This window comes from Fluviispira vulneris, assembly GCF_014281055.1.
In the GTDB taxonomy this organism is placed as follows: Bacteria; Bdellovibrionota_B; Oligoflexia; order Silvanigrellales; family Silvanigrellaceae; genus Silvanigrella; species Silvanigrella vulneris.
Window position 1 is genome coordinate 549289 of record NZ_JACRSE010000002.1, and the last position, 20711, is coordinate 569999.

Below are 20711 nucleotides of genomic sequence, written 5' to 3' on the forward strand. Positions count from 1 at the left end.
CTTATTATTTAAAGTTCAACGAAATTGATATATGACCTTCAGCACCGGAAACTTGATTCTGCAAAGATTCCGAGTCATTTGAAAATAAAAATTGATAGGCTGTGCCAAGCGAAAATTTAAGATTTTGCAAAACGTTTATTTCAAGATCAAGTGAAGGTTTAAGTGTTAAAAATTTTAGACTCATTGGTTTTGATGAAGGGGTAATGATTTGTTTGCCATAGGCTTCACCAGCTCCCCCAAATAACTTAATTTTTGGATGAAATATTGAACTCGCATAAGGAATGAATGCAAACGAGTTGCCACAATACCACATATTGCTTATTTCTGAAACAGAGCTATCTTTGTTATTAAGATTAAATTTTTGTACCCCATAATTACAGGATAATGCTACTTGATAGGAATGATTAAGATCTAGACCAATTTCTGTGTTGATTGGAAAGTAAAATTGATTATTTATTTTTTTTATAGCGACTTCTTGATTGATAAATATATCGATATTATCTGTATCTTTTTTTTGCTTGGCATCTGAAACTAAATTTTGTTGTATATAAGTATTATTTTCTTGAGGAGTTTGATAAGCATCAATATACATTTATTTCTCCAAATTCTGTTTAAAATCAAAGCCATTGTAAAAAAAATTGAGATTAAGATTTTTGTATGGATTTATATAGGGTGGATATGTATCTAAATTATTTTGCAAACGTGTAAATAAAAGTCCGCCAACAGCACTGCTTTTTACTTTTATAAAATACTGAGAAAAAAGTGTTTCAGGGGTGAGTTCCAAACGTGCAATAGCAATGTCTGGGGAGTCTCGTAAAATATTTATTTCAGGTGAGTTGCTAAACCATTGTCTCATGTTTAATGAGGCAAGTTTTGTGTAAAGCTCTGGCTTATAAATAATGACGAGTTCAGTTAAAATTGCACTATTTTCGTTAGAATCTTTTTGAATTTGAATTTGTACACCTATTGTGCGTCCAAAAAAACGATCGAGAGCACTTCCTGGCTTTGCTGGAAGTTTACTCTCTTGTGGTATATTGATTTGTGCAATAGGTGCGTTTTTACTCTTTTCGATGTTAAGATCGGAAAGTTTTTGGGCATTTTCTTTTAAAGTATTTATATTATCAAGGTTTGAGTTTAAACTTTGAATGGCGCTCTCTTCTTGAGCGTTTATAGCTGCATTGACTAAAATTGCTAATGAAAAATATAATAAAAGTCTAAGAAATTTTAAGAAATTTTTATTAGAGGAATAGAAAAAGCTCAAGGGATTCTCCATAAATTTCTAAGTAAATTCAGTTGTGTAGAAAAAATGCTGTAATTTGTATGCTTATTTTCTAAGGATAGCATACCTCTTTCCAATGAGGTTATATTTTATTTATTATTTTATCAAGAGCGATTATTTTGCTTACCAAAAAATATAATCTTTTGCTTGTTTGTTAAAGCAGCTTACAATCGGCTATTGGCATGGTTAAATATTTTTTTAAAATGGTGAATTTTAATTTTGCGCTTCAATTTATAACTTAATTTTCATATAAAAAATAATTGTATATAATAAATTATATAAATCGATTTTTATTATAAATATGTTATTTTTTGTTGTTTTTTAATAATAAAGTTATCGAACGATTCTTTTATCCGCCCTTTGCAGCTTTAGCAGCTTAGGTATTGCTAAAAAATGTGGATCTTCCTCTTTACTCTAACTTTGTCTGAAGTTATATTCATCTGTAAATGAGATTTGCTGCAAGAATACTCATTTGTTTTTGTCTCACGTAAAGTATTTTTTAACCATTGAGGCAAAATTTATCTTATTAGTCTAAAATTCTTAGCAACTTGTTTAAATATAAAAATAGGATTGGCGAAAAGATATAAAATGTATATATTTAAAAAACTCTGATGAAGAGTTTGTTTTGTGTTAATTTTTTGTATTTATTCCATACAAATTCTGACCTAATAACTACCACTCTGTCTTCAGTGCTACAAAAATACTACACAGTAAATCCAATAAGAATAAAAATCTTACAGAAAATACTGTAATCGAAAAAATTTAATGGTGATAACTGTATGAAATTTGAAGAGCTAAGTATACTTATTGTTGAAGATTGCCATGAAGAATTAAAGAAATATATTTTACTAGCTCAAAATTGTGGGCTTATTGCTTATGGCGCATCGTCTTATGCTGATGCAAAGCAGATGCTTACCATTCAAAATTTTGATTTATTATTGACTGAAGTTCATTTAACTAAGGAAACCAATGGTGTTTACAATGAACTAGGTTTCGAAATCATCCAGTTTGCCTTAGTCAAACATCCTCAGATCACTGTCTTAACTATGTCTCATAACATGGATCGTATCATCTTTGAAAAAGCATTTGCGCTTGGCACAACTCATTTTTTACGTAAACCAATCACAAAGGCCGATGAAATCGGATTGTATATTAAAACAGCTGCACAAAAAAAACTTTCATTGCAAAATGAGGATTCTCTTGAAGTTGTCTTGAATCATTATTTAAATAATAATTTATATAAGATTTATAAGAATGGTATTATAATATCTTCTAAACATGATAAGTTTTTAAGCGGTGTGGCTAAAAATAAAAAAATTCCTCTTGTACTTTTTGGCGAAACAGGAACTGGAAAAGAAGAATTTGCAAAAATATTACACAAAAAAAGAGTTGAGTTAGAAGGAATGATTCCATTTGTCACAGTAAATTGTCCTCTATTAGACAACGATCTTACAAATTCTTTACTTTTTGGGCATAAAAAAGGAGCATTTACTGGGGCAAATGAAACAACCAATGGTTATGTTGCCGCTGCAAATAATGGTATTTTATTTTTAGATGAAGTGCAGAGTCTTGATATTCCAACTCAACGCAAACTTTTAAGAGTCTTAAACGATGGAAGTTACAGCAGGGTTGGAGATATGCGTATCATTCATTCCTATTTTCAATTGATTGTTGCCACAACAAAGGATCTGGATGAAGAGGTTGAAGCTGGTAGAATGCTTGCAGACTTTAAATACAGAATCAGTGGAGCTGAGTTGACCCTTGAACCTTTACGCAATCGCTCGGATGATTTGATTTTATTTATAGCAATGTTTTTTAAGCAGGAAGGGATCAGCATAAAAGAAGAGTTGCTTAACGAAATCGCTTTCAAATGTCGGAAATGCTTTTGGAAAGGCAATATTCGACAACTTTTTAGAACACTTCAACGCATGCTTATCAACTCTCAATTGCACGAAGAAGATTTAAACATTCATCATTTAGAAATACCCAATGAAAATGTTGAAAAAGCAAATGAAAAAGAATTAAAAAATAATACTGACTCTTCCTTTGAAAATACAGAAAGTGAAATGCAAATATTAAATTCATTACAGCACGCCTTTCAAACCGATCATGCTCTCAATGATCTCCTTGATGAAATTGAAAAACAAATACTGATAAATGCAATTAATCGACACAACAGTATAGCAAAAGCGCATACAGGTCTTGGAATAAGTCGGAATGCGATCGACGCAAAAAGAAAGAAATATAAAATTTAAATTATAATCGGGATTATATATTTTGTATTTGACCTAGACAATTGCAATTGAGTCGTTTTCAGGTGTATCTCTCTGATTGGTGCTGCCAAAGCAGCAATCCTGAAATAAAGGAGAGAATTCAATGCAAAGTGAACTTTCATTAAGAAGCAAAAGGTTTTTAGAGCAGAATCCAATTTTGCCTTTTCATGATCTCAAAAAGAATCAATTATGTGATTTGCAAAAATCGGATCCTTTGTGGGAAATGGCAAAAAATGGGGATAATTCAATTTTTTCTGAAACATTATTAACAACTTTGCTATACGTAAGAAATATTTGTAAGAATTCATTTAATGAAATTGAAGGGGTTGAAGCCTGTACTGCGAAAGTTTGGTCAGCACATGAACACAATCCAGAAAGAAAATTAGCAGGTGGTGGCACGATGACTGTGATACGTGCAGAAACCCTCGAAAAATCGGCAGTGAATATGAGCTGCGTCTGGGGGCCTCATTATCCTGCTTTGGAGGGTGAATATGCAGGTAAGCCATTTTCGGCTGCAGGTGTTTCGCTAATTTCACACCCGCGCAACCCATTTGCTCCAATTATGCATTTAAATATTCGATGTATACAAGTAAATGACAATGATAAGGTAACAACTTGGATTGGTGGAGGAGCTGATCTCACACCTATGATTCCTTTTGAAGAAGATACAGCATTATTTCATGAAAGTATGAAAACAGTTTGCGCTCGTAACGCAAAAATTGCAGATTATGAAAAATTTAAAAAGTGGGCTGACGACTATTTTTATATTCCCCATCGAAAAGAGTCTCGGGGTGTGGGAGGAATATTTTTTGACTTTGTCAAGATAGAAGATGAACAAGATTTATCCCTTTTACTTGATGTTGGGCAATTTGCAGCCCATGCTTATACTGAAATTTTAGTTCGTAGAATTGAGATGCCATACGATAATGCACTTGAAGAAAAGCATCTTTATTGGCGCGGGCGCTATGCAGAATTTAACTTGGTTTATGATCGTGGTACACGCTTTGGCTTAATGACGGGTGGAAATCATGAAGCGATTTTTTGTTCCTTACCTCCAAGAGTAAAATGGTGAAACATGGTTGAAGTTGGCTTTTATTCTTTGTGTTTAGGACTGTGCTTTTCTTTTTATGGCATGGTCATGGGACTTTATTCTTTACACAATCCCAATATTGGGGTTGTTTCAAGTGCTCGAAATGCTCTCATAGCAGTTTTTATTTGTGTCCTTTTAACTTCCTTTGTTATGTGGAATTCAATTTTCTTTCATGATTTTTCTGTAAAATATGTTTATGAACATTCTGCAATCGATATGCCTCCATTATATCTTTTTACTGCATTTTGGAGTGCACTAGAAGGCAGTCATTTACTGTGGACTTTAATAATGAGTTTAGTTGTTACTCTGTCTTTGGTCACAGTAAAAAAGAATAATTTTTCTTTATATCCCGCTCTTTGTGTTGCATATGGTTGTTCTCTATCATTTATGTTGTTATTAACTGTTACTTTTTCTGCTCCTTTAACCCGACTGTTTCCTGTTGGCACTTTCGGTCAAGGAATGAATGCTCTATTACAAAATCCATATATGGCTATACATCCTCCAATGCTCTTTACTGGTTATTGTTTACTTATTGTTCCATTTGCTTACTCTTTTGCTGCTCTTGTGCGGGGTGGATTTACCACAGATTGGCTAATGACAGTAAGAAAATGGGCGTTGTTTGCTTGGGCTGTCCTAACAATTGCTATTTTTCTTGGTGGGAAGTGGGCATATGTTGAACTTGGATGGGCTGGGTATTGGGCTTGGGATCCAGTTGAAAACAGTTCGTTTATGCCTTGGCTTGCATTAACGGCAGGACTTCACACACTTCTTGTCACCGATAAAACGGGACGTTTGCCTCGAATGATGTTATTTTTATTTATGTTTTCATATGCTTTGACTTTTCAAGGAACTTTTATCACTCGATCTGGAGTCATAAGCAGTGTGCATTCTTTTGCTGAAAGCGATATCGGGCCTACCTATTTATTGTGGGTTTGTTTTTTAGTGTCAATTTCTATTGCTATGGTATTTACCAGAGGAAATCGCATTCAAGGTGCTGCAAAATCCAATGAATGGCGTGTCTCAAAAGAGAGTGCTCTTTTATTCACAAATTTTTTCTTACTTTTTTTACTTGCTCTAGTATTTATTGGAACACTTTTGCCATTAATTGTCGAAGCAACCCGTGGAATAAAAATTTCAATCCAACAACCTTTTTTCAATGCTTTTGCCCCTTGGATCGGTTTAAGTCTTGTTTCTTTACTTGGTGTTGGAAATTTAATGCGTTGGAAAAATGGTAAGATTGAAGATCCAATTACTTGTCTGCTCTTTCCATTTCTTTGGTCAGTTGCGATCACTTTTGCGCTTGCAAAAGAAAAAAATTTCGATCTAAAAAGTTCAGTTATTTTTCTCCTCGTTATTTGGACCTGTGGTATATTAATTATGGATCTTATTTATAAATTAAAAGCATTACGCTGGAATGGTAAGATCCTTTTAAAGTATAACAGACCCTATGTCGGTGCTCTTATTATTCATATCGGCTTTTTATTTGCTATTGCGGGTTTTGCTGGGAACTATCGTGGAATATCTGCTGAAGCAAATTTAAATCTGAATGAGTCGACATTTTTTAATGGATATACAATTGTTAATAAAGGACTAAGTTATAATCGAAATTATAATGCTCAATATGTTATAGCAAATATCGAATCTATCGATAGTAAAAATGGTGAAAATAATATTATTAATCCAATGCGGAGCAAATTTACAAATAATGAACAATGGTTTAACGAAATAGGAATTCAATCCAATTTTTGGCATGATCTCTATATTGTTCTTGCCTCATTTGATGTGAATAACCAATCAGTTTCTTTAAAAATGAGTTTTAATCCCACTGTTAAGTTTGTTTGGACGAGTTTAGTTATTATGGTTTTAGGCGCGATTATTTCATTGACACATCGCAAACAGAAAAGAAGTGTAGAAGTAGATGCTTTTGGCAATATCCAAGGAAATCAAGAAACACTAGAAGATATTTTACAAGAGGCAATTGAACGCTCTCCCATAAATGCACAATTTGCTGCCAAAGTTGTTTCTTCTTTTATAATATTGATAGCAATCACTGTTACTTTATTTGGGATTTCAGGAGTGGCTCAAGCCAATCAGGTGCAACCGACGCAATTAAATCCTTTGATGGAAGATGTTGCTAAAGAACTGCGTTGCCCAACTTGTCAAGGAGTCAGTATTTTAGAAAGCGGGACTTTGCAAAGTATTGCTATGCGCACAGAAATCGAAAAGCAGTTGTTAGAAGGAAAAACAAAACCTGAAATTATAAAATATTTTAAAGACTCATATGGCACTTGGATTTTGCGTGAACCCGACGCCCATTCAACTTTGGGACTATTTATTTGGGCAGTGCCTATTGTCGGATTCATCTTAGGACCTTTATTTATTATTTTTGCTCTGCGTAGTTCAAGGAAAAGGCAAGAAAAAGAAAATATAGAGCTTTTTGAAGAAATTCATTTATTTATTCAGAAAAAGAAAGCAGAGGTAAAATCATGATTATAGCTTTAGTTCTCTGCATTTTATTTTCTTTTTTTCTGGTTGTGTTCGTTTTATCGCCTTTATTATCTGCGCAATCTAAGTCACAACTTATTTCTTCTTTTGAAGGTTTTAATAGTCAAGAAGAGCTCAGTAAAATTCTAATTCTTAGGGATTCTCTTTTTCAAAAATTAATATATGGAAAATGTTCTGATAAAACAATTGATCAATGCAGTCATGAAGAGGCTTTGCGTGGTGTTGTCGCTATTTGTAATCGCCTGCAAAAAGCAAATTTGCCTTGGGAGCCCAAAACAGTAAAAGAGCCTGAAGAAGATAGTTTTTTATCTGAAAAAGGTTCGATAAGATTTCATTTTTTAATTTATTGTTTCTTTATTACAATTGGTTTATTTTTGTTTTCTGCAGCTAATGCAAGCGGTGAATTGAAAGCAGAGGTATCAAATCAAGATAACGTAACTGCTCCAAGTGATGTTGTTATACCGCCAGCATATATTATAACAGGAACTGAAAATTGGATTCCTTCCGTAAATCAATTTATTCTAATGCCCCTTCAAGGCAAATTATATGTTTACTATGTTGGAATGTTTACAAATAATAAGAGTGTTAAATATGCAAAAATTCAAATACCCCTCCCTAAAAATTTTGCAGAATTAAAAATCAATGGAAATGATCAGGTCGTTTTTGAAAAAAGTAATCTCTATGATTCAGCTATTGTAAATTTACCTCTCAAAGAAGGTATCAATCAACTGAGCGCTGAGTTTTCCCTTTCTGCTTTAAATGGGACAGTTGAATGGATGTCTAGTGATTTAAAAACTTTACCAGGTTTTTCCATTTTCATTATGCCTGAATATAATGGAACTTTAAGAAATTTATTTTCAACAATAAACGAAAATATAAATATTTGGCCACCACGTATTATAAAGACTCCTGTTGATTATAAATCTTTTGTAGGTCTTGATCCATTTACTAATAGTGAAAGCACAAAAGCAAAACAACAATCACATCAGTTGATTCGAGTAGGAGATGAAAATTCACCCTACCCATATTTTGAAATAAAAGGAATTGTGCCACAAAGAACTCCATTATATATACTTACATTGTTTGTGGCTTGCTTTTTATTTGGTATGACAACCTTTTTTATAATTAAAACGTCAAAATAATTACCAGACTTAACGAAACTAAAAAAAAAATCGGAAGCCTTCTTGCTCGCATGTATTATGGTAGATACAATAAGAATGTGTTGAACATGGAGGTTTCTTTTTATGATACTAAATAGTGAATCAGTAGAACTTATAAGAGCAAATGCTCACCGTCTTGCCCAAGCAATCCGCAGTAAAGATGATTTAGTCGATCTTGCAACTGCAAGTTCTTTTGAACAAGTTTTTTCAGCTATTGAAACTATTCTCACAAATACAGAAATGTATTTTGATGATAATTTACTTATTCAATTAGATGTGCAGACATGGCAAAGTTTTAAAGCAGTATTACTTGTATATACCTTGAATGTTGTTAATCGTCAGATCAATATTGCGCGTGAAAATGATTTCAATCAGCAAGTTGGTCGTGATTTTGGAGCAAGTAGCACAAATCTTTAATTAATTTGTGCTTCATCCCCTTGCACTCTTAACTCGCCTCAAATATGATCACCAAAGAAATAAAGTTACATAGTTTTTCGTTAGTGTAGTTAATGTTTTTAATGTTACCTTATTGGAGGATTTACATGAAAAGCTTTCTCAGAACGATTTCTTTTGTTTCTCTTCTTTCGGTTCCTACTCTTGCATTTGGGCAAAGCCCAACAGATATGTCGAATTTCTCTTTTCGCTTAAAGTTACAAACACGTTTTGATTTGACAGATAGTTATAGGACAAATCAAGGCGATATCTTTGGAACAACAGCTCGTACTGGATTAAATTATAATTATAAAAATGTTTTTGGTATAATCGAATTTCAAGGTGGTTCTGCTACGGATGCAACAACTTCTTCTTCTTCCTCTACTACAAATGGGCAACAAGAATTGTTCGTTGTTAGACGTGCCCATGTAGGTCTAGATATATTTAATACTGAAATGGGTAAAATATCTTTTGTAATAGGCCGTGATCACAATACGGCATCAATCGTTTATGCGCCAGATGCATTTGCGAATTTAATTGCGACGAATATTGACAATATGTCTGCATCAAATAGCCAAGATGGGATTGCGTTACGTTACGCTGGAAAATTTGGATTTGGTGATGTTAAAGCACAAATTGGTTACTACAATAACTTCCCAGTAACCATTTTGAGTGGTGGTGGCACTGGAGCAACATCTCAAACAAATCCATTCGGTACGTCTTCAAAGGGTGTAGGTGATGCAACTTATAACTCCCAATCTAAATCGGGATCGAGAGCATTTGCGGGCCAGATTGGCGTAAATGCCAATGCCGGAGATGGTGTTGTCGAGGCACGCGCTTTTTATAGCATGCAAGCCAATGCAGTGACTAAAACGAGTGCAACTGTATCGAGTAATGAAGCAGCTGATTTAAGTAACGTTGAAGCCTCTCTCGGATATAATTACAAGGGTGGTATGTTGAAAGGAGGGCTTTGGGCTCAATCCTTTTCCGTAGGTAGAACACAAACTGCTAATGGCACTATCACTTCAAACAGCATCACTTATGTGGATGGTGCAACAGACGATTCATTCACTGCAACTGTTGTAGGGCTTGGTGTCACAGGTACGAGCGATCTTTTTGGTCTAAATAACTTGATCACCAGTGGAGATAAACTCACATATGGCTTAGGTTATCAAATGGTGCAGGGACATAACTTTACGAATTCAGGTGCGTCGAGTGTGGGGGTAACTGCTTTTACCAACCAAGTTTCGGCTTTGAATTTTTATAATATAGCGGCGGGTTATGCTCAAGGGGCTTATTCCCTTGAATTGAACTATGTTGGGGTAAATTCAGATAGACCAATATATGCTGACAAAGACGGAAGTTTAAATAAGGACTCTGCATATTTGATTTATTTAGTCGCTACAATAGTCTTGTAAATTTAATTAAAAGATAGATTTCTATCGTAATACAGTATAAAAGCGAGGCAGTCCCTCGCTTTTATACTTTAAAATATTTAAAGAAGAGAATAAGAATATATTTAATTTGGCGCTGATTAAGAAAGCAGTAATAATAGTATTAACCGTTAACGGGTATTTGTTACTTTCGTTAAGTTAGTTGGATTGTCCGGATCTCGTCCACGAGCAATAGCAAGTTTTGCTGCAAAAGGATAAAAAGTGTGAATAAGAGAAATACAATCACACAAAGGATAAATTGAATTTGCAGTTGGCATTAATATTGGTTGATTTTTTAAATTCAAATCAGAAAAATTAAGAATATTATGAGCTCCACAGATAATCATCTGCGCATTTTTTTCGTCAATTTTCTTTATCAGATCAAGCATAGTTTGATAAGTAGCATCTTTTTGTAGAAAAATGAGGACTGGATAATCTTTTTGAATAAGTTCAAAGGGGCCATGCAATACCTCTGCTCCACTGAATGCTTCAGCGTGTAGACCACACGTTTCCTTAAGTTTTAAAGCGGCTTCCATTGCAATTGGAAAGCCATAGCCACGACCAATTACCAAAATATTTTGTGCTGATTTGAATTTTTCAATCGCTGGCTCTATTAAATAATTTTTCTTGGTATTTAAAATTGTGGGCAAATCTTTTAGATACTGTTTTAGTTCTCCATTGAAAGTCCATTCAGCGATAAATTGAACGATACGGACAAGGGAGGCAATATAACTTTTTGTTGCAGCAACAGATTTTTCTTTATCAGCGAGTAAAGGAATATTAAATTCACTTGCCTTAGCTAATGGAGTATTTTCCTCGTTAATAAACGATAACGTAACAGCTCCATGTTGTCTCGCATAAGACAGGCTTTCAATTAGATCTTCGCTTTTTCCAGATTGTGAAATGCAAATAATGAGTGCATTTTTGTAGTTTAATTTAGCTTTATAAAGTGTGTGTACTGAAGGAGAAATTGTAGAAGTCAATATTCCCAAATGTGTTTCAAATGCATATTTTGCAAAAGAAGCAGCGTGATCGGAACTGCCACGAGCTATTGTTGCAATAAAAGGAGGAGGTTCTTTTTTTAATCTGCTAACAATAGCAGAAAAAATCTCAAGGTTTGCTTTCAATTGCTTCTCAATTATTTTAGATGATTCTTGAACCTCTGATTCCATTAAGGTTACTTGACTCATGATTTCTCCTGTTACATTAAAAGAGGATATTTTTGTTCATTTTTCGTTGTACATTTCTCCATGATTAACGAAACAAGAGCTGCTGCAGTCCCTGTCAGTTTATCTTTGAAAGATTCTTTTTTTGGTGTAAAAATATGATAAATGTCATAGTTCTGACTCGCTTCAAGTAAATAATCGTCGCTTGTCTTTATTTCATCGACTAATTTTAACTCTAGAGCTTTCAATCCATACCAATATTCACCGGTTGCAACGGAACTTAAATCTAAATTGTCTCTATACTTTTTAATATGATTTTTAAAAAGTTCGTGTGTATCTTCAAGTTGTTCTTGAAACTTTGCCTTACCTTTTTCAGTGATTTCACCAAGTGGGGTCAATGTTCTTTTATATTCACCCGCAGTCATTTCGAGATAATCAATGTCATTTTTTTTAAGCAATTTATTTAAGTTTGGTAAACTCGCTACAACGCCTATCGAGCCAATAATTGCAAAAGGTGCAGATATAATTTTGTCGGCAAGACAAGCCATCATATAGCCGCCACTCGCTGCGACTTTATCGACACAGATAGTTAATGGAATCTTTTTTTCTCGAATGCGAGCAAGTTGGGATGCCGCCAAACCATATGAGTGAACCATACCGCCAGGACTTTCAAGACGTATAAGAATTTCATCAACTGGTCGAGCTACTTGTAGAAGAGCAGTGATTTGTTCCCTTAAAGCTGTGACTGCACTTGCAGCAATATCTCCATTGAAGTCGAGAACAAATATATTTTTATCTCTTTCTGCAGGAGGTGATTTTTTATCTGCTTTCTTTTTTAATTTATTCTCTTCTTTCTCTTTTTTTTCAATTATTTTTAGCTCAGATGATGTTAAAACTTCATGCAATATTTTGTTTTTGTTTTCCGCGAAAATTTCGTTTATTTTCTTAATATTTATTTTTATATTATTATTTAATTTATTCTTTTTTAAAGAAATAAGAGCAATAATTCCAAAAAATAGAAGGAATAAACCAATGACCCCAAGACCAGCAAGAGTTAATTGAAACCATGAAAAGAAACTGTTTGACATTATTTACCCTCAGTTTTTAATTGTTGTCCGAAACATTTTTTGCAGAATTTATTAATTTTTGTGTTGAGATAAGACCTTGATATAAAACATCAGGAATTTCATCAAACGATGAATTGCTTTTGAAAAAACCATATGCTGGTAAACCTGCAACTCCCCAACGATTGATTAAGACTTGCAGGTCATCTGGACTCTGAGTGAAATCCAGTTGGACGGCTATAAAATTTTTATTGATAATTTCAATGAGTTCTTTGTCTTTCCAAGTTGTTTCTTTCATTTCAAGACAGGCAGTGCACCAATCAGCCCAGACATCAAAAAGAATGGGTTTGTTTGTTTGCATTGCAAGTTTTTTGGCTTCATTAAAATTATAAAGCCAATTAATCCCAGAGCCTTGTACAATTGCTGATTCTATTTTTTTGCTTTTATTTTGAATAAAACTATTTGTTGTAAGTAACGTAAGCCACAAAGCGAGAATTGTACAACTTATGATTAATGCAATTTTTGCTAATTTTCCAATAATGTTTGGTTTAATAAATAATAGGCAAAACACAATAGAAAGTAATAGTAAAATAATAACAATTAAAATATTGGGTTCAGCATAGAAATTTTGAATATATATTGTATTTTGTAGAAAACTTCGTAGGTAATAGAAAGAAAGTGCAAACATAAGTGAGGCAAAAAATATTTTTGTGAAATTGATAAGCTTAGGGAAACGAGGTAGTTTTAAAAACTTTTGGCCAAAAACCCCCAGAAAAATATATGGAATGCCAAAGCCAAGTGCAAAAAAGAACATATAAGTAAAACCTGTAATAGGATTTTTATTTTGGGCTATCAGCACCAATATCATACTGAGCACAGGTCCGGTACAAGGAGCTGATATGAGACCAGAAACTGCACCCATTGTGCCGACAGCGACACGAGGATATTTGTCTGCTAAGGGGACTTTATGCGCTAAGTTTTGTAAAAGGCTGAGATTGAAAAGTCCCAGCATGGAAAGTCCAAGAATAAACATAATGGCTGCAATAAAAATATTGAGCACTGGGTTGGCTAATTGCGCGCCAAAAATATTTCCAGTCATGCCAGCAAATACACCCAAAAGCGAATAAGTTATAACCATGCCTCCCACATAGATTGAGGGAAGGGTTATAGCATGAAATTTTTTCTTTTTACCTTTTTGTGTACCAAATTGAGATAAAACATTAAGAGTAATAGGTATCATAGGGTAAACACAGGGAGTTAAATTCATAAGCAATCCTGCTATAAATAACGCAGGAAATAGAATAAAACTTCCCATGCTCAGAGCCTGTTGAATTTTTAGAGCGAGGCTATCATTTAAATAAGTAATATTTTCTGTTGATAAGTTTCTGAGATCTTTTTTTTCTTCAGAATAAAAGTTTTCTTGCGTTTTTATGACAGATTTATTGTCCATAGGTTTAAAATAAAGTTCATCTTTTAATTCTTCAGCTATGCTATTGCCATTTACAGGTAAAATAAGTTTTGTTGGTACTAAGCAAATAGAATCGGAACAGGATTGCAGCATGATTTCTATTTTATCATTGTGAGAAAATGCTCGATAGTTCTTTAGTGTAAAGACAGTTCCTGATTCAAATACATTTTTACTTTTTTTATAAAAAGGATCTTTATAAACCTTTGAGGGTTTATTTGTAGAATAAGAAATTTCGTAAGGTAGATTGTCTTTTGAAATAACTAAAAATTTAAGTTTATCTTCATAGATTTTAAAATTATTCACAGTTTTTAGTGAAATTTGAAGATTTTTATTGTCGTGATTTTCTCCGCGAAAAATTTGGAAAAAGACAACCTCAGTGATTTTGATGTTTGAGTTTTCATTAGGTGCTTTATATTGAGAAAATGTTTTATTTGCATAGGAGTTTTGACTACAAAATAGTAAAATAAATGCGTAAATTAGATACACTATTGGGCGCTTAGTTATATTTATAAAATTATTTTTAGTCACGTAAAGCCTCAGTTCCTTTTCTTAAATTGACCAAATGCAATTGCATGAGTAGATTGACCTCGTCCTTCGTAAATTTAAAGCGAAGATTAACATTGGAGCAAGTTAATTATGAGTCTTTCAAATTCTTTTAAATTAAAGCGTATTTTAAAACCACAAAACAATACTAAAGTTCTTACTATTGTAATGGATGGAGTGGGATATACCAATCCAAATACGAATTTAACGGCAGAGCTGGCAAAAAATCAGGGGATTTTGCCTTCTGAGGCCTTTTCTACCGGCAATGCAGTAAATGCGGCTTACACTCCAAATTTAAATCGCCTCATTGCAAGTTCATTGTTTCGCACCATAAAAGCACACGGCACTTCTGTAGGTTTACCAAGTGATGATGACATGGGCAACAGTGAGGTGGGGCATAATGCGCTCGGTGCTGGAAGAGTTTTTGCTCAAGGTGCAAAACTTGTAAATTCTGCAATAGAGTCAGGCAATTTATTTTCAGGCAATGCTTGGAAAGAAATTGTTGCTCGCACTGAACTCAAAGATGGAGCGAAAACTTTACATTTGTGTGGTCTCTTTTCAGATGGGAATGTTCATAGTCATATTGATCATCTCTTTGCTCTTATTATTGGTGCAAAGAAAGAAGGCATCAAAAAGGTTCGATTGCATCTTTTACTAGATGGTAGAGATGTGGGTCCATTAACTGCAACATCTTATATTGACAAGCTTGAAAACTTTTTAGGGACGATGAATTCAAATGAATTTAGTTGTCTTGTTGCTTCGGGAGGAGGACGTACTTTTGTCACTATGGATCGTTATGAAAGTGATTGGAGTATTGTTGAGCGTGGTTATAACGCGCACGTATTAGGAGAAGCGCGGTACTTTAAATCTATTCGTGAAGCCGTTGAGATTTTACGTGAGGAGAAAAATTACTACGATCAAGATTTGCCTCCATTTGTATTAGAAAATAATGGTAAACCTATTGGGACAGTTGAAGATGGCGATAGTTTTATTTTCTTCAATTTTAGAGGAGATCGAGCTATTGAAATCACGCGCGCATTAACCGAAGAAAACTTTTCTGCTTTTCCAAGGAAAAGATTTCCTAAAGTTCATTATGCTGGAATGATGCAATATGATGGTGATCTCAAATTACCTGAAATATTTTTGGTCACTCCACCAGCCATTGATCAAACAATGACGGAACTTTTGTGCAATGCAGGTGTGAAACAATTTGCTTGTAGTGAAACGCAAAAATATGGTCATGTTACTTATTTTTGGAATGGAAACCGCAGTGGGAAATTCAATGCAGATCTTGAAAACTATGTAGAAATTGCTTCAGATCAAAGTCCTTTTCAAGAGCGGCCATGGATGAAATCAGCAGAAATTGCGGATGAAACAATAAAACAAATGCATAATAATTCATTTGAAATTGGTCGTATTAATTTTGCCAATGGTGATATGGTAGGGCATTCGGGTGATTTTGCTGCAGCTGTTCTTTCTGTAGCTGCTGTTGATTTAGCCTTAGGTAGAATCATGAAAGCAGCTAAAGAAACAAATACAATTTTAATTGTAACTGCTGACCATGGAAATGCAGATGAAATGTTTGAAGTCGATAAAAAAACAAAAAAAGTTGTTTTTGACAAAAATGGTTTTCCTAAGGTTAAAACAAGTCATACTCTAGCACCAGTACCTCTTGCTATTTATAATACTGAAATTCTTGGGCGAAATATTGAATTAAAAGAAAACTTAGCAAATGCAGGATTATCTAATATTGCTGCAACAGTTCTTGAATTGGCTGGATTTGAAAGCCCTTCTTTTTATGATCCTTCGCTGATTTCATTTTCCGAAAAAAAAAAATTAGTAATACATAATATCGATAAAATTTTTGCTGAAGAAAATCCTGCTGAGCGTTATGCATTGGCAAAATCTGCTTTAGAATTTGCTGATACAATTGCAAAATTGCGGTCAGAGGATGGTTGCCCATGGGATCGGGAACAAACGTTTTCTTCATTGCAAAAATATATGATTGAAGAAGCATATGAAGCTGTGGAATCTTCTCAAAATGTTATAGAAAATAATAATGAAAGTATTCAGAATTTTTGTTCTGAATTAGGTGATGTTTTATTACAAATATTTTTAAATTCACAAATTGCTCAAGAAAAAAAGTATTTTAATATTAGAAATGTTTTTGAAAATGTAAATAAAAAAATGATTTCACGTCATCCTCATGTTTTTCAAAAGGGGAATGAAAAGTTATCAAATGCGAGTGAGGTTATTTCTCTTTGGGATAAAATTAAAGAATCAGAAAAATCTAAAAATCAAGATCAAATAAAAGATCAAAAATTTTCACTACTAAAAAAAGCAATTAAGAAAAAATCATTACCAACATTAAATTTTGGTACTGAAATATCAAAATCAGCCTGGAAAATTGGTTTTAGTTGGCAAACTTTACAAGAAGTTTTTCAAGATGTTGTGTCTGAAGTTAAGGAACTTGAAGATGAGATTCTCGAAAAAGATTTCAATATTGAAAAAGTTATTGATGAACTAGGTGATGTCGTTTACGCTCTCTGTAATCTTGTGAATTTTATTAAAGAAACAAGAAGTGATGCTGTTACAATTGATTTCGATTTGATCGCTCGTGCATCATTTCAAAAATTTATAAATCGTTTCGATGAAATGGAAAATATTATGCTAGAGAATAAAACTCCACTTGATGAAGAGTCTGCGAAAAAACTGACTCTTGATCAATGGAATGAGCTTTGGAAAAAGGCAAAAAAAAGGCGTTATCGTTAATAAGAACCCTTGCCAAAACCAAGGACTCGTAGCATGTTTATGTTTTGTTGCCTAAGACACTCTTAAAGGAATTTATTATGGTATTAAAAAATTTGTTTGGAAAAAAAGATCAAACACAAAAACCTGTTCAATCCAACGTAAATCCAACTGAAAATCATGACGATGTGTCTTCTTCAGCACAACAAAATCAGCCGAATGAACCACAAGCGGCTTTGCATCTTGAAAATGCAATGGTTGAAAATGCACGCAACGACACTCCAGAAACAAGAGCAAAAGTTTATCAAGAGCTTTTATTTTCAGATCTCTTATTATCACTTGCCGATCCCAATCCAAATGAAACACAAGAGCAAACATCTGAAGATGGTAAACCAGAAGTCAATGTTGCTATTCTCTCAAATGCTCAAGGTATTCAATTTGCTGCAGCTTTTACGAGTGCTGCCGCAGCACGTCGCTGGCGTGCCGAAGGTGGTCAGTATGTATCCATTCGTGGGCAAGATGTCTTTAAACTGCTTGAACCAAGTCCAGCAGAAGTGATCGTGGTAAATCCAGGCAGTGCACCATTTGTCGTTTTGAATAAAGTCGATTACCGCCAGTTAGCAATGGGCATAGTCCCTCAATCACAGAAAAGTCCTGTCCAAGTAAACGTTGGCGCAGAACAAGATCAGCAACAGCAAGAAGGGATGCAATTGGCATTTCCTCAAGATGTATTTACAGACGAACAAAAGCAACACACTTATCATATCCTTTCATCGATTGAAAAAGTTGAAGCAGCTGCTCTAGGAGCAATTCTTCCGCCCAATGCACCACAGGATTCTGGCTGGGTTAGAACTGTCTTTTTAAGGATTATAGGTGTTGAAGAAACCCAAGAAGCTGTTCAGTCTTTTTGTTTAAAAGTACGTGAATCAATGCGGAGCAATAATGAGCTTTTCCAAGAAACTCAATTTGAAGTTGGGGTTATGCCCGATCCAAACTTCTGGCTAGCGATGCATCAAAATAATTTTATCTTGCTGGATAAAAATCCACCCAAAACTCCTGCTCAAGAAGAAACTGTTTCCGTTTGAGTCTGAAGTTATATAAGGCTTTTATTTATGCAAAATTATATTATTGAAAATGCTGTTAAACGTGCTGAACATATTTCGAGTGCTGTCAACTGGTATACTCTCGCATTTAAAGAAAACGAAGAGTTTAAGAGAAATTTTTTGCAATTAATAGATGAACTTGTTCAATGCTCAATATTAGAAAAATCTAATAAACAAGTTTTCTTTATTGCAGTCGGAAAATCAGCGCATGTTGCGCAATTAGCTGTGTCTATGCTTGTCAGCGTTGGTATTTTAGCTCGATTTGTTCATCCAACAGAAGCCTTGCATGGAGATCTTGGGGTCGTTGGGCAAAAAGATATAGTTGTTTTGATCTCCAATAATGGCAGAAGCTCTGAACTCTTGCAGCTTATACCTGGCTTAGAAGATAGAAACGTTAAAATTTTTGCTATGACTTCAAAAGAAGATTCTCCATTGGCAAAATTGGCACAGTTTTTATTGTTAATTCCGCCTTTTGATGAAAATTGCCCTCTTGCACAGGCACCGATAACAAGCACAGTAACTTCTTTATCTCTCTGTCAACTGTTGGTTGCAGCAACCGTTGAAATGCGCAATTACCCGATCGATGATTACGCACGTAATCATCCTGGTGGGGCGATTGGGAAAAGAATATTCTTAAAAGCAGATAATCTTATGATTCATGGGAACGACTTACCTACAGTTCATCTCACTGATTCATTTCAAACTGTCGTATCTACTTTTACTAAATATTCTAAAGCCGCAGTGCTCGTTTTAGAGCAACAAAAGTTTTTAGGTCTTATTACTGAAAAAGATCTGCGCAAAGCTATGGAAAAATATGGACCAAAGGTTTTTGAGTGCAGTGCTCATGAAATTATGAATAAAAATCCAACTTCTGTGCGTCCTGGACTCCTTGCCATTGAGGTTTTCCAATTGATGAATTCGAAAAATCCACCTTTTAACTTACTGCCCGTAATTGACAGTGAAGGCAATGGAGTGGGATTGGTTCGTCTGCTCGATTTCGTTGCGGCTGGTGTTACATTATAATTATTATAATTGATTTAGCGTTGTTTGATAGCAATTTTCTCTAAAGTACTCATAGCCATGTCTCGCATTTTTTCGTTCTGATGATTTTTAGAAAGCCAAATAATTTCTCTTTTTATTTCTCCTCCACCTATCATTTCCATCAGTGGAAATAATCTAAATTGCACCCAAGCTTTTTCTTTACGAAAGCTTAAAATCCATTTTTCAACGTTATTACGTGCTATTTTTGCGATTTCATCTCCAAAAATTTCTCTATAAGATGTCGTGGATGCTCCATAGATAATATTTAAATTAGTAAATTCTTCCTCGGTTAATTTGCTTTTTCTTTTTACATTTTCAACTAAATATCTATTCATTAATATAGGAGTCCAAATTCTAAATTTATCTGGATTTTTTAAATCAATATTATCATTTTCAATTTTTCCATATTCTGATATTTCGGATAGAGATGAGTTTTCACTTTCCCGAATTGCTTTAGCAACTTTGACAACCCAATTATTTAAAGCTTTGATATAAGCTTTATCATCAGTCGATTTAAGTGTATCAATCCAACTGCTCAAGCGACCTTCATTAATTTCTTTTTCAATAACATTATTTGCTTCAGGAATACCTGCAATAATGGCAAGGGAAAGTAGTCCTTGTTCGCCTAGTTGTGGTTCATAATCTTTTTTATTAGCCATATTTAAGACATACTCTCTTAATAAATTTTCACAACCCTTTATTTTTTTATTGCTAAGATCTTTAGCGAATTGAGCTCGTACTTTTTCATCAAGTAAAACTTCATTTTTAATCCGCTCAATAAATTCTTTAAGGTAATTAAAACTCTTTCCTGTTTCAAATTCATTGCATAATTTAGTCACTTTTTTTTGTGGTGAAATATTTTCTTTGAGTGTTTTATCTTGGGCAAAAGCATTTAAAGACAAAAAAGAAAATAATATTATAATTTTTTTATTAATCATTGACTCTCTCCACCTTCCATACATAATTATTTTCATTGTCAGTTTTATTTAAATAAGAAATATATAATTTTTTTATTTTATTATCAGCTAAAATATTTTGGGTGAATTCTTTAGCATTCATAGTTTTGTTATTAAATTCGTATTGGATTTCGGATTTCAAAGATTTTGGAATTAAAAGAGAACTGAGTGAAAGTAACAATCTTTGAGGATTTTTTTCCTCTTTAAAGCTATTGATATCAATTGAAAATTTAATTTTATATGAAATCGTCAATTCTTCTTCTAAAGTTCTCAAAGCTCTTATTAATAAACTTCTATTATCAGTCATATTTAAATTTTTAAGGCATAATGTGGGAACAAGATTTTCTCTCAACGCGCGATATCTGTTGTTTAAGATAAACCAAGCAACACCTGCCCAGACTGCAAAGATTGTGAAAATAAAATGAAAAATAAAATTTGCGAGCAAAAAAT

16 protein-coding genes are annotated in these 20711 nt (G+C 33.7%); 9 read left to right on the top strand and 7 right to left on the bottom strand.

Going from position 1 to position 20711, the window contains the following annotated elements; all coding sequences use genetic code 11:
* Positions 1-4 precede the first annotated feature (4 nt).
* Positions 5-592 (bottom strand): hypothetical protein, encoded by a 588-nt coding sequence (locus tag H7355_RS06215; protein ID WP_186645856.1) that lies wholly within the window; start codon positions 590-592, stop codon positions 5-7.
* Complete coding sequence (locus tag H7355_RS06220) at positions 593-1261, bottom strand: hypothetical protein (protein ID WP_186645857.1); 669 nt, start codon at positions 1259-1261, stop codon at positions 593-595. It abuts the gene before it with no gap.
* 797 nt (positions 1262-2058) lie between these two features.
* On the opposite strand from H7355_RS06220, the gene H7355_RS06225 reads away from it, so the two are divergent.
* The 6 genes from H7355_RS06225 to H7355_RS06250 all read left to right on the top strand — a co-directional run bounded on the left by H7355_RS06225 (position 2059) and on the right by H7355_RS06250 (position 10157).
* The gene (locus H7355_RS06225; protein WP_186645858.1) at positions 2059-3534 is read left to right on the top strand and encodes a sigma-54-dependent transcriptional regulator; all 1476 of its coding nucleotides are present in this window, start codon (positions 2059-2061) and stop codon (positions 3532-3534) included.
* Positions 3535-3655: 121 nt separating this feature from the next.
* The gene (locus tag H7355_RS06230) at positions 3656-4624 is read left to right on the top strand and encodes a coproporphyrinogen III oxidase (RefSeq protein WP_186645859.1); all 969 of its coding nucleotides are present in this window, start codon (positions 3656-3658) and stop codon (positions 4622-4624) included.
* 3 nt (positions 4625-4627) lie between these two features.
* On the top strand, positions 4628-7132 hold the full coding sequence (locus tag H7355_RS06235) for a cytochrome c-type biogenesis CcmF C-terminal domain-containing protein (protein ID WP_186645860.1): 2505 nt from the start codon (positions 4628-4630) through the stop codon (positions 7130-7132).
* On the top strand, positions 7129-8289 hold the full coding sequence (locus H7355_RS06240) for a hypothetical protein (protein ID WP_186645861.1): 1161 nt from the start codon (positions 7129-7131) through the stop codon (positions 8287-8289). The genes H7355_RS06235 and H7355_RS06240 overlap by 4 nt, the downstream gene beginning before the upstream one ends.
* A 102-nt stretch (positions 8290-8391) precedes the next feature.
* Entirely contained in the window at positions 8392-8724 is a 333-nt protein-coding gene (locus H7355_RS06245) for a hypothetical protein (RefSeq protein ID WP_186645862.1), read from the top strand.
* A gap of 125 nt (positions 8725-8849) precedes the next feature.
* The gene (locus H7355_RS06250; protein WP_186645863.1) at positions 8850-10157 is read left to right on the top strand and encodes a hypothetical protein; all 1308 of its coding nucleotides are present in this window, start codon (positions 8850-8852) and stop codon (positions 10155-10157) included.
* A 146-nt stretch (positions 10158-10303) separates the two neighbouring features.
* Here the strand turns inward: H7355_RS06250 and H7355_RS06255 are convergent, their stop codons facing one another.
* Genes H7355_RS06255 through H7355_RS06265 form a run of 3 tightly spaced genes read right to left on the bottom strand, consistent with a single transcriptional unit; the run spans position 10304 to position 14398 of the window.
* Positions 10304-11362, bottom strand: a complete 1059-nt coding sequence (locus tag H7355_RS06255) for an SIS domain-containing protein (protein ID WP_186645864.1) — start codon at positions 11360-11362, stop codon at positions 10304-10306.
* 11 nt (positions 11363-11373) lie between these two features.
* Positions 11374-12426: a protease SohB gene (gene sohB, locus H7355_RS06260; protein ID WP_186645865.1), complete on the bottom strand. Its 1053-nt coding sequence runs from the start codon at positions 12424-12426 to the stop codon at positions 11374-11376.
* Between the two features lie 16 nt (positions 12427-12442).
* Positions 12443-14398 carry a protein-disulfide reductase DsbD family protein gene (locus H7355_RS06265; RefSeq protein ID WP_186645866.1) on the bottom strand — a complete coding sequence of 652 codons (1956 nt, stop codon included), beginning with the start codon at positions 14396-14398 and terminating at the stop codon, positions 12443-12445.
* Between the two features lie 108 nt (positions 14399-14506).
* Between H7355_RS06265 and gpmI the strand changes: the two genes are divergently transcribed.
* The 3 genes from gpmI (at position 14507) to H7355_RS06280 (ending at position 19287) form a co-directional block, all read left to right on the top strand.
* Positions 14507-17185 carry a 2,3-bisphosphoglycerate-independent phosphoglycerate mutase gene (gpmI, locus tag H7355_RS06270; protein ID WP_186645867.1) on the top strand — a complete coding sequence of 893 codons (2679 nt, stop codon included), beginning with the start codon at positions 14507-14509 and terminating at the stop codon, positions 17183-17185.
* Between the two features lie 77 nt (positions 17186-17262).
* Entirely contained in the window at positions 17263-18246 is a 984-nt protein-coding gene (locus tag H7355_RS06275; RefSeq protein ID WP_186645868.1) for an SseB family protein, read from the top strand.
* A 27-nt stretch (positions 18247-18273) separates the two neighbouring features.
* Complete coding sequence (locus H7355_RS06280) at positions 18274-19287, top strand: KpsF/GutQ family sugar-phosphate isomerase (protein WP_186645869.1); 1014 nt, start codon at positions 18274-18276, stop codon at positions 19285-19287.
* A 14-nt stretch (positions 19288-19301) separates the two neighbouring features.
* Here H7355_RS06280 and H7355_RS06285 read toward each other — a convergent pair whose 3' ends face one another.
* Entirely contained in the window at positions 19302-20243 is a 942-nt protein-coding gene (locus tag H7355_RS06285) for a hypothetical protein (RefSeq protein WP_186645870.1), read from the bottom strand.
* Entirely contained in the window at positions 20236-20706 is a 471-nt protein-coding gene (locus tag H7355_RS06290; RefSeq protein WP_186645871.1) for a hypothetical protein, read from the bottom strand. The genes H7355_RS06285 and H7355_RS06290 overlap by 8 nt, the downstream gene beginning before the upstream one ends.
* Between the last annotated feature and the right edge of the window lie 5 nt (positions 20707-20711).

Coding starts and splice junctions, on each gene's coding strand:
- H7355_RS06275 (WP_186645868.1), top strand. CDS start 17,263: ATGGTATTAAAAAATTTGTTTGGAAAAAAAGATCAAACACAAAAACCT.
- H7355_RS06235 (WP_186645860.1), top strand. CDS start 4,628: ATGGTTGAAGTTGGCTTTTATTCTTTGTGTTTAGGACTGTGCTTTTCT.
- sohB (WP_186645865.1), bottom strand. CDS start 12,426: ATGTCAAACAGTTTCTTTTCATGGTTTCAATTAACTCTTGCTGGTCTT.
- H7355_RS06285 (WP_186645870.1), bottom strand. CDS start 20,243: ATGATTAATAAAAAAATTATAATATTATTTTCTTTTTTGTCTTTAAAT.
- H7355_RS06225 (WP_186645858.1), top strand. CDS start 2,059: ATGAAATTTGAAGAGCTAAGTATACTTATTGTTGAAGATTGCCATGAA.
- H7355_RS06240 (WP_186645861.1), top strand. CDS start 7,129: ATGATTATAGCTTTAGTTCTCTGCATTTTATTTTCTTTTTTTCTGGTT.
- H7355_RS06255 (WP_186645864.1), bottom strand. CDS start 11,362: ATGAGTCAAGTAACCTTAATGGAATCAGAGGTTCAAGAATCATCTAAA.
- H7355_RS06230 (WP_186645859.1), top strand. CDS start 3,656: ATGCAAAGTGAACTTTCATTAAGAAGCAAAAGGTTTTTAGAGCAGAAT.
- H7355_RS06245 (WP_186645862.1), top strand. CDS start 8,392: ATGATACTAAATAGTGAATCAGTAGAACTTATAAGAGCAAATGCTCAC.
- H7355_RS06215 (WP_186645856.1), bottom strand. CDS start 592: ATGTATATTGATGCTTATCAAACTCCTCAAGAAAATAATACTTATATA.
- H7355_RS06280 (WP_186645869.1), top strand. CDS start 18,274: ATGCAAAATTATATTATTGAAAATGCTGTTAAACGTGCTGAACATATT.
- H7355_RS06250 (WP_186645863.1), top strand. CDS start 8,850: ATGAAAAGCTTTCTCAGAACGATTTCTTTTGTTTCTCTTCTTTCGGTT.
- gpmI (WP_186645867.1), top strand. CDS start 14,507: ATGAGTCTTTCAAATTCTTTTAAATTAAAGCGTATTTTAAAACCACAA.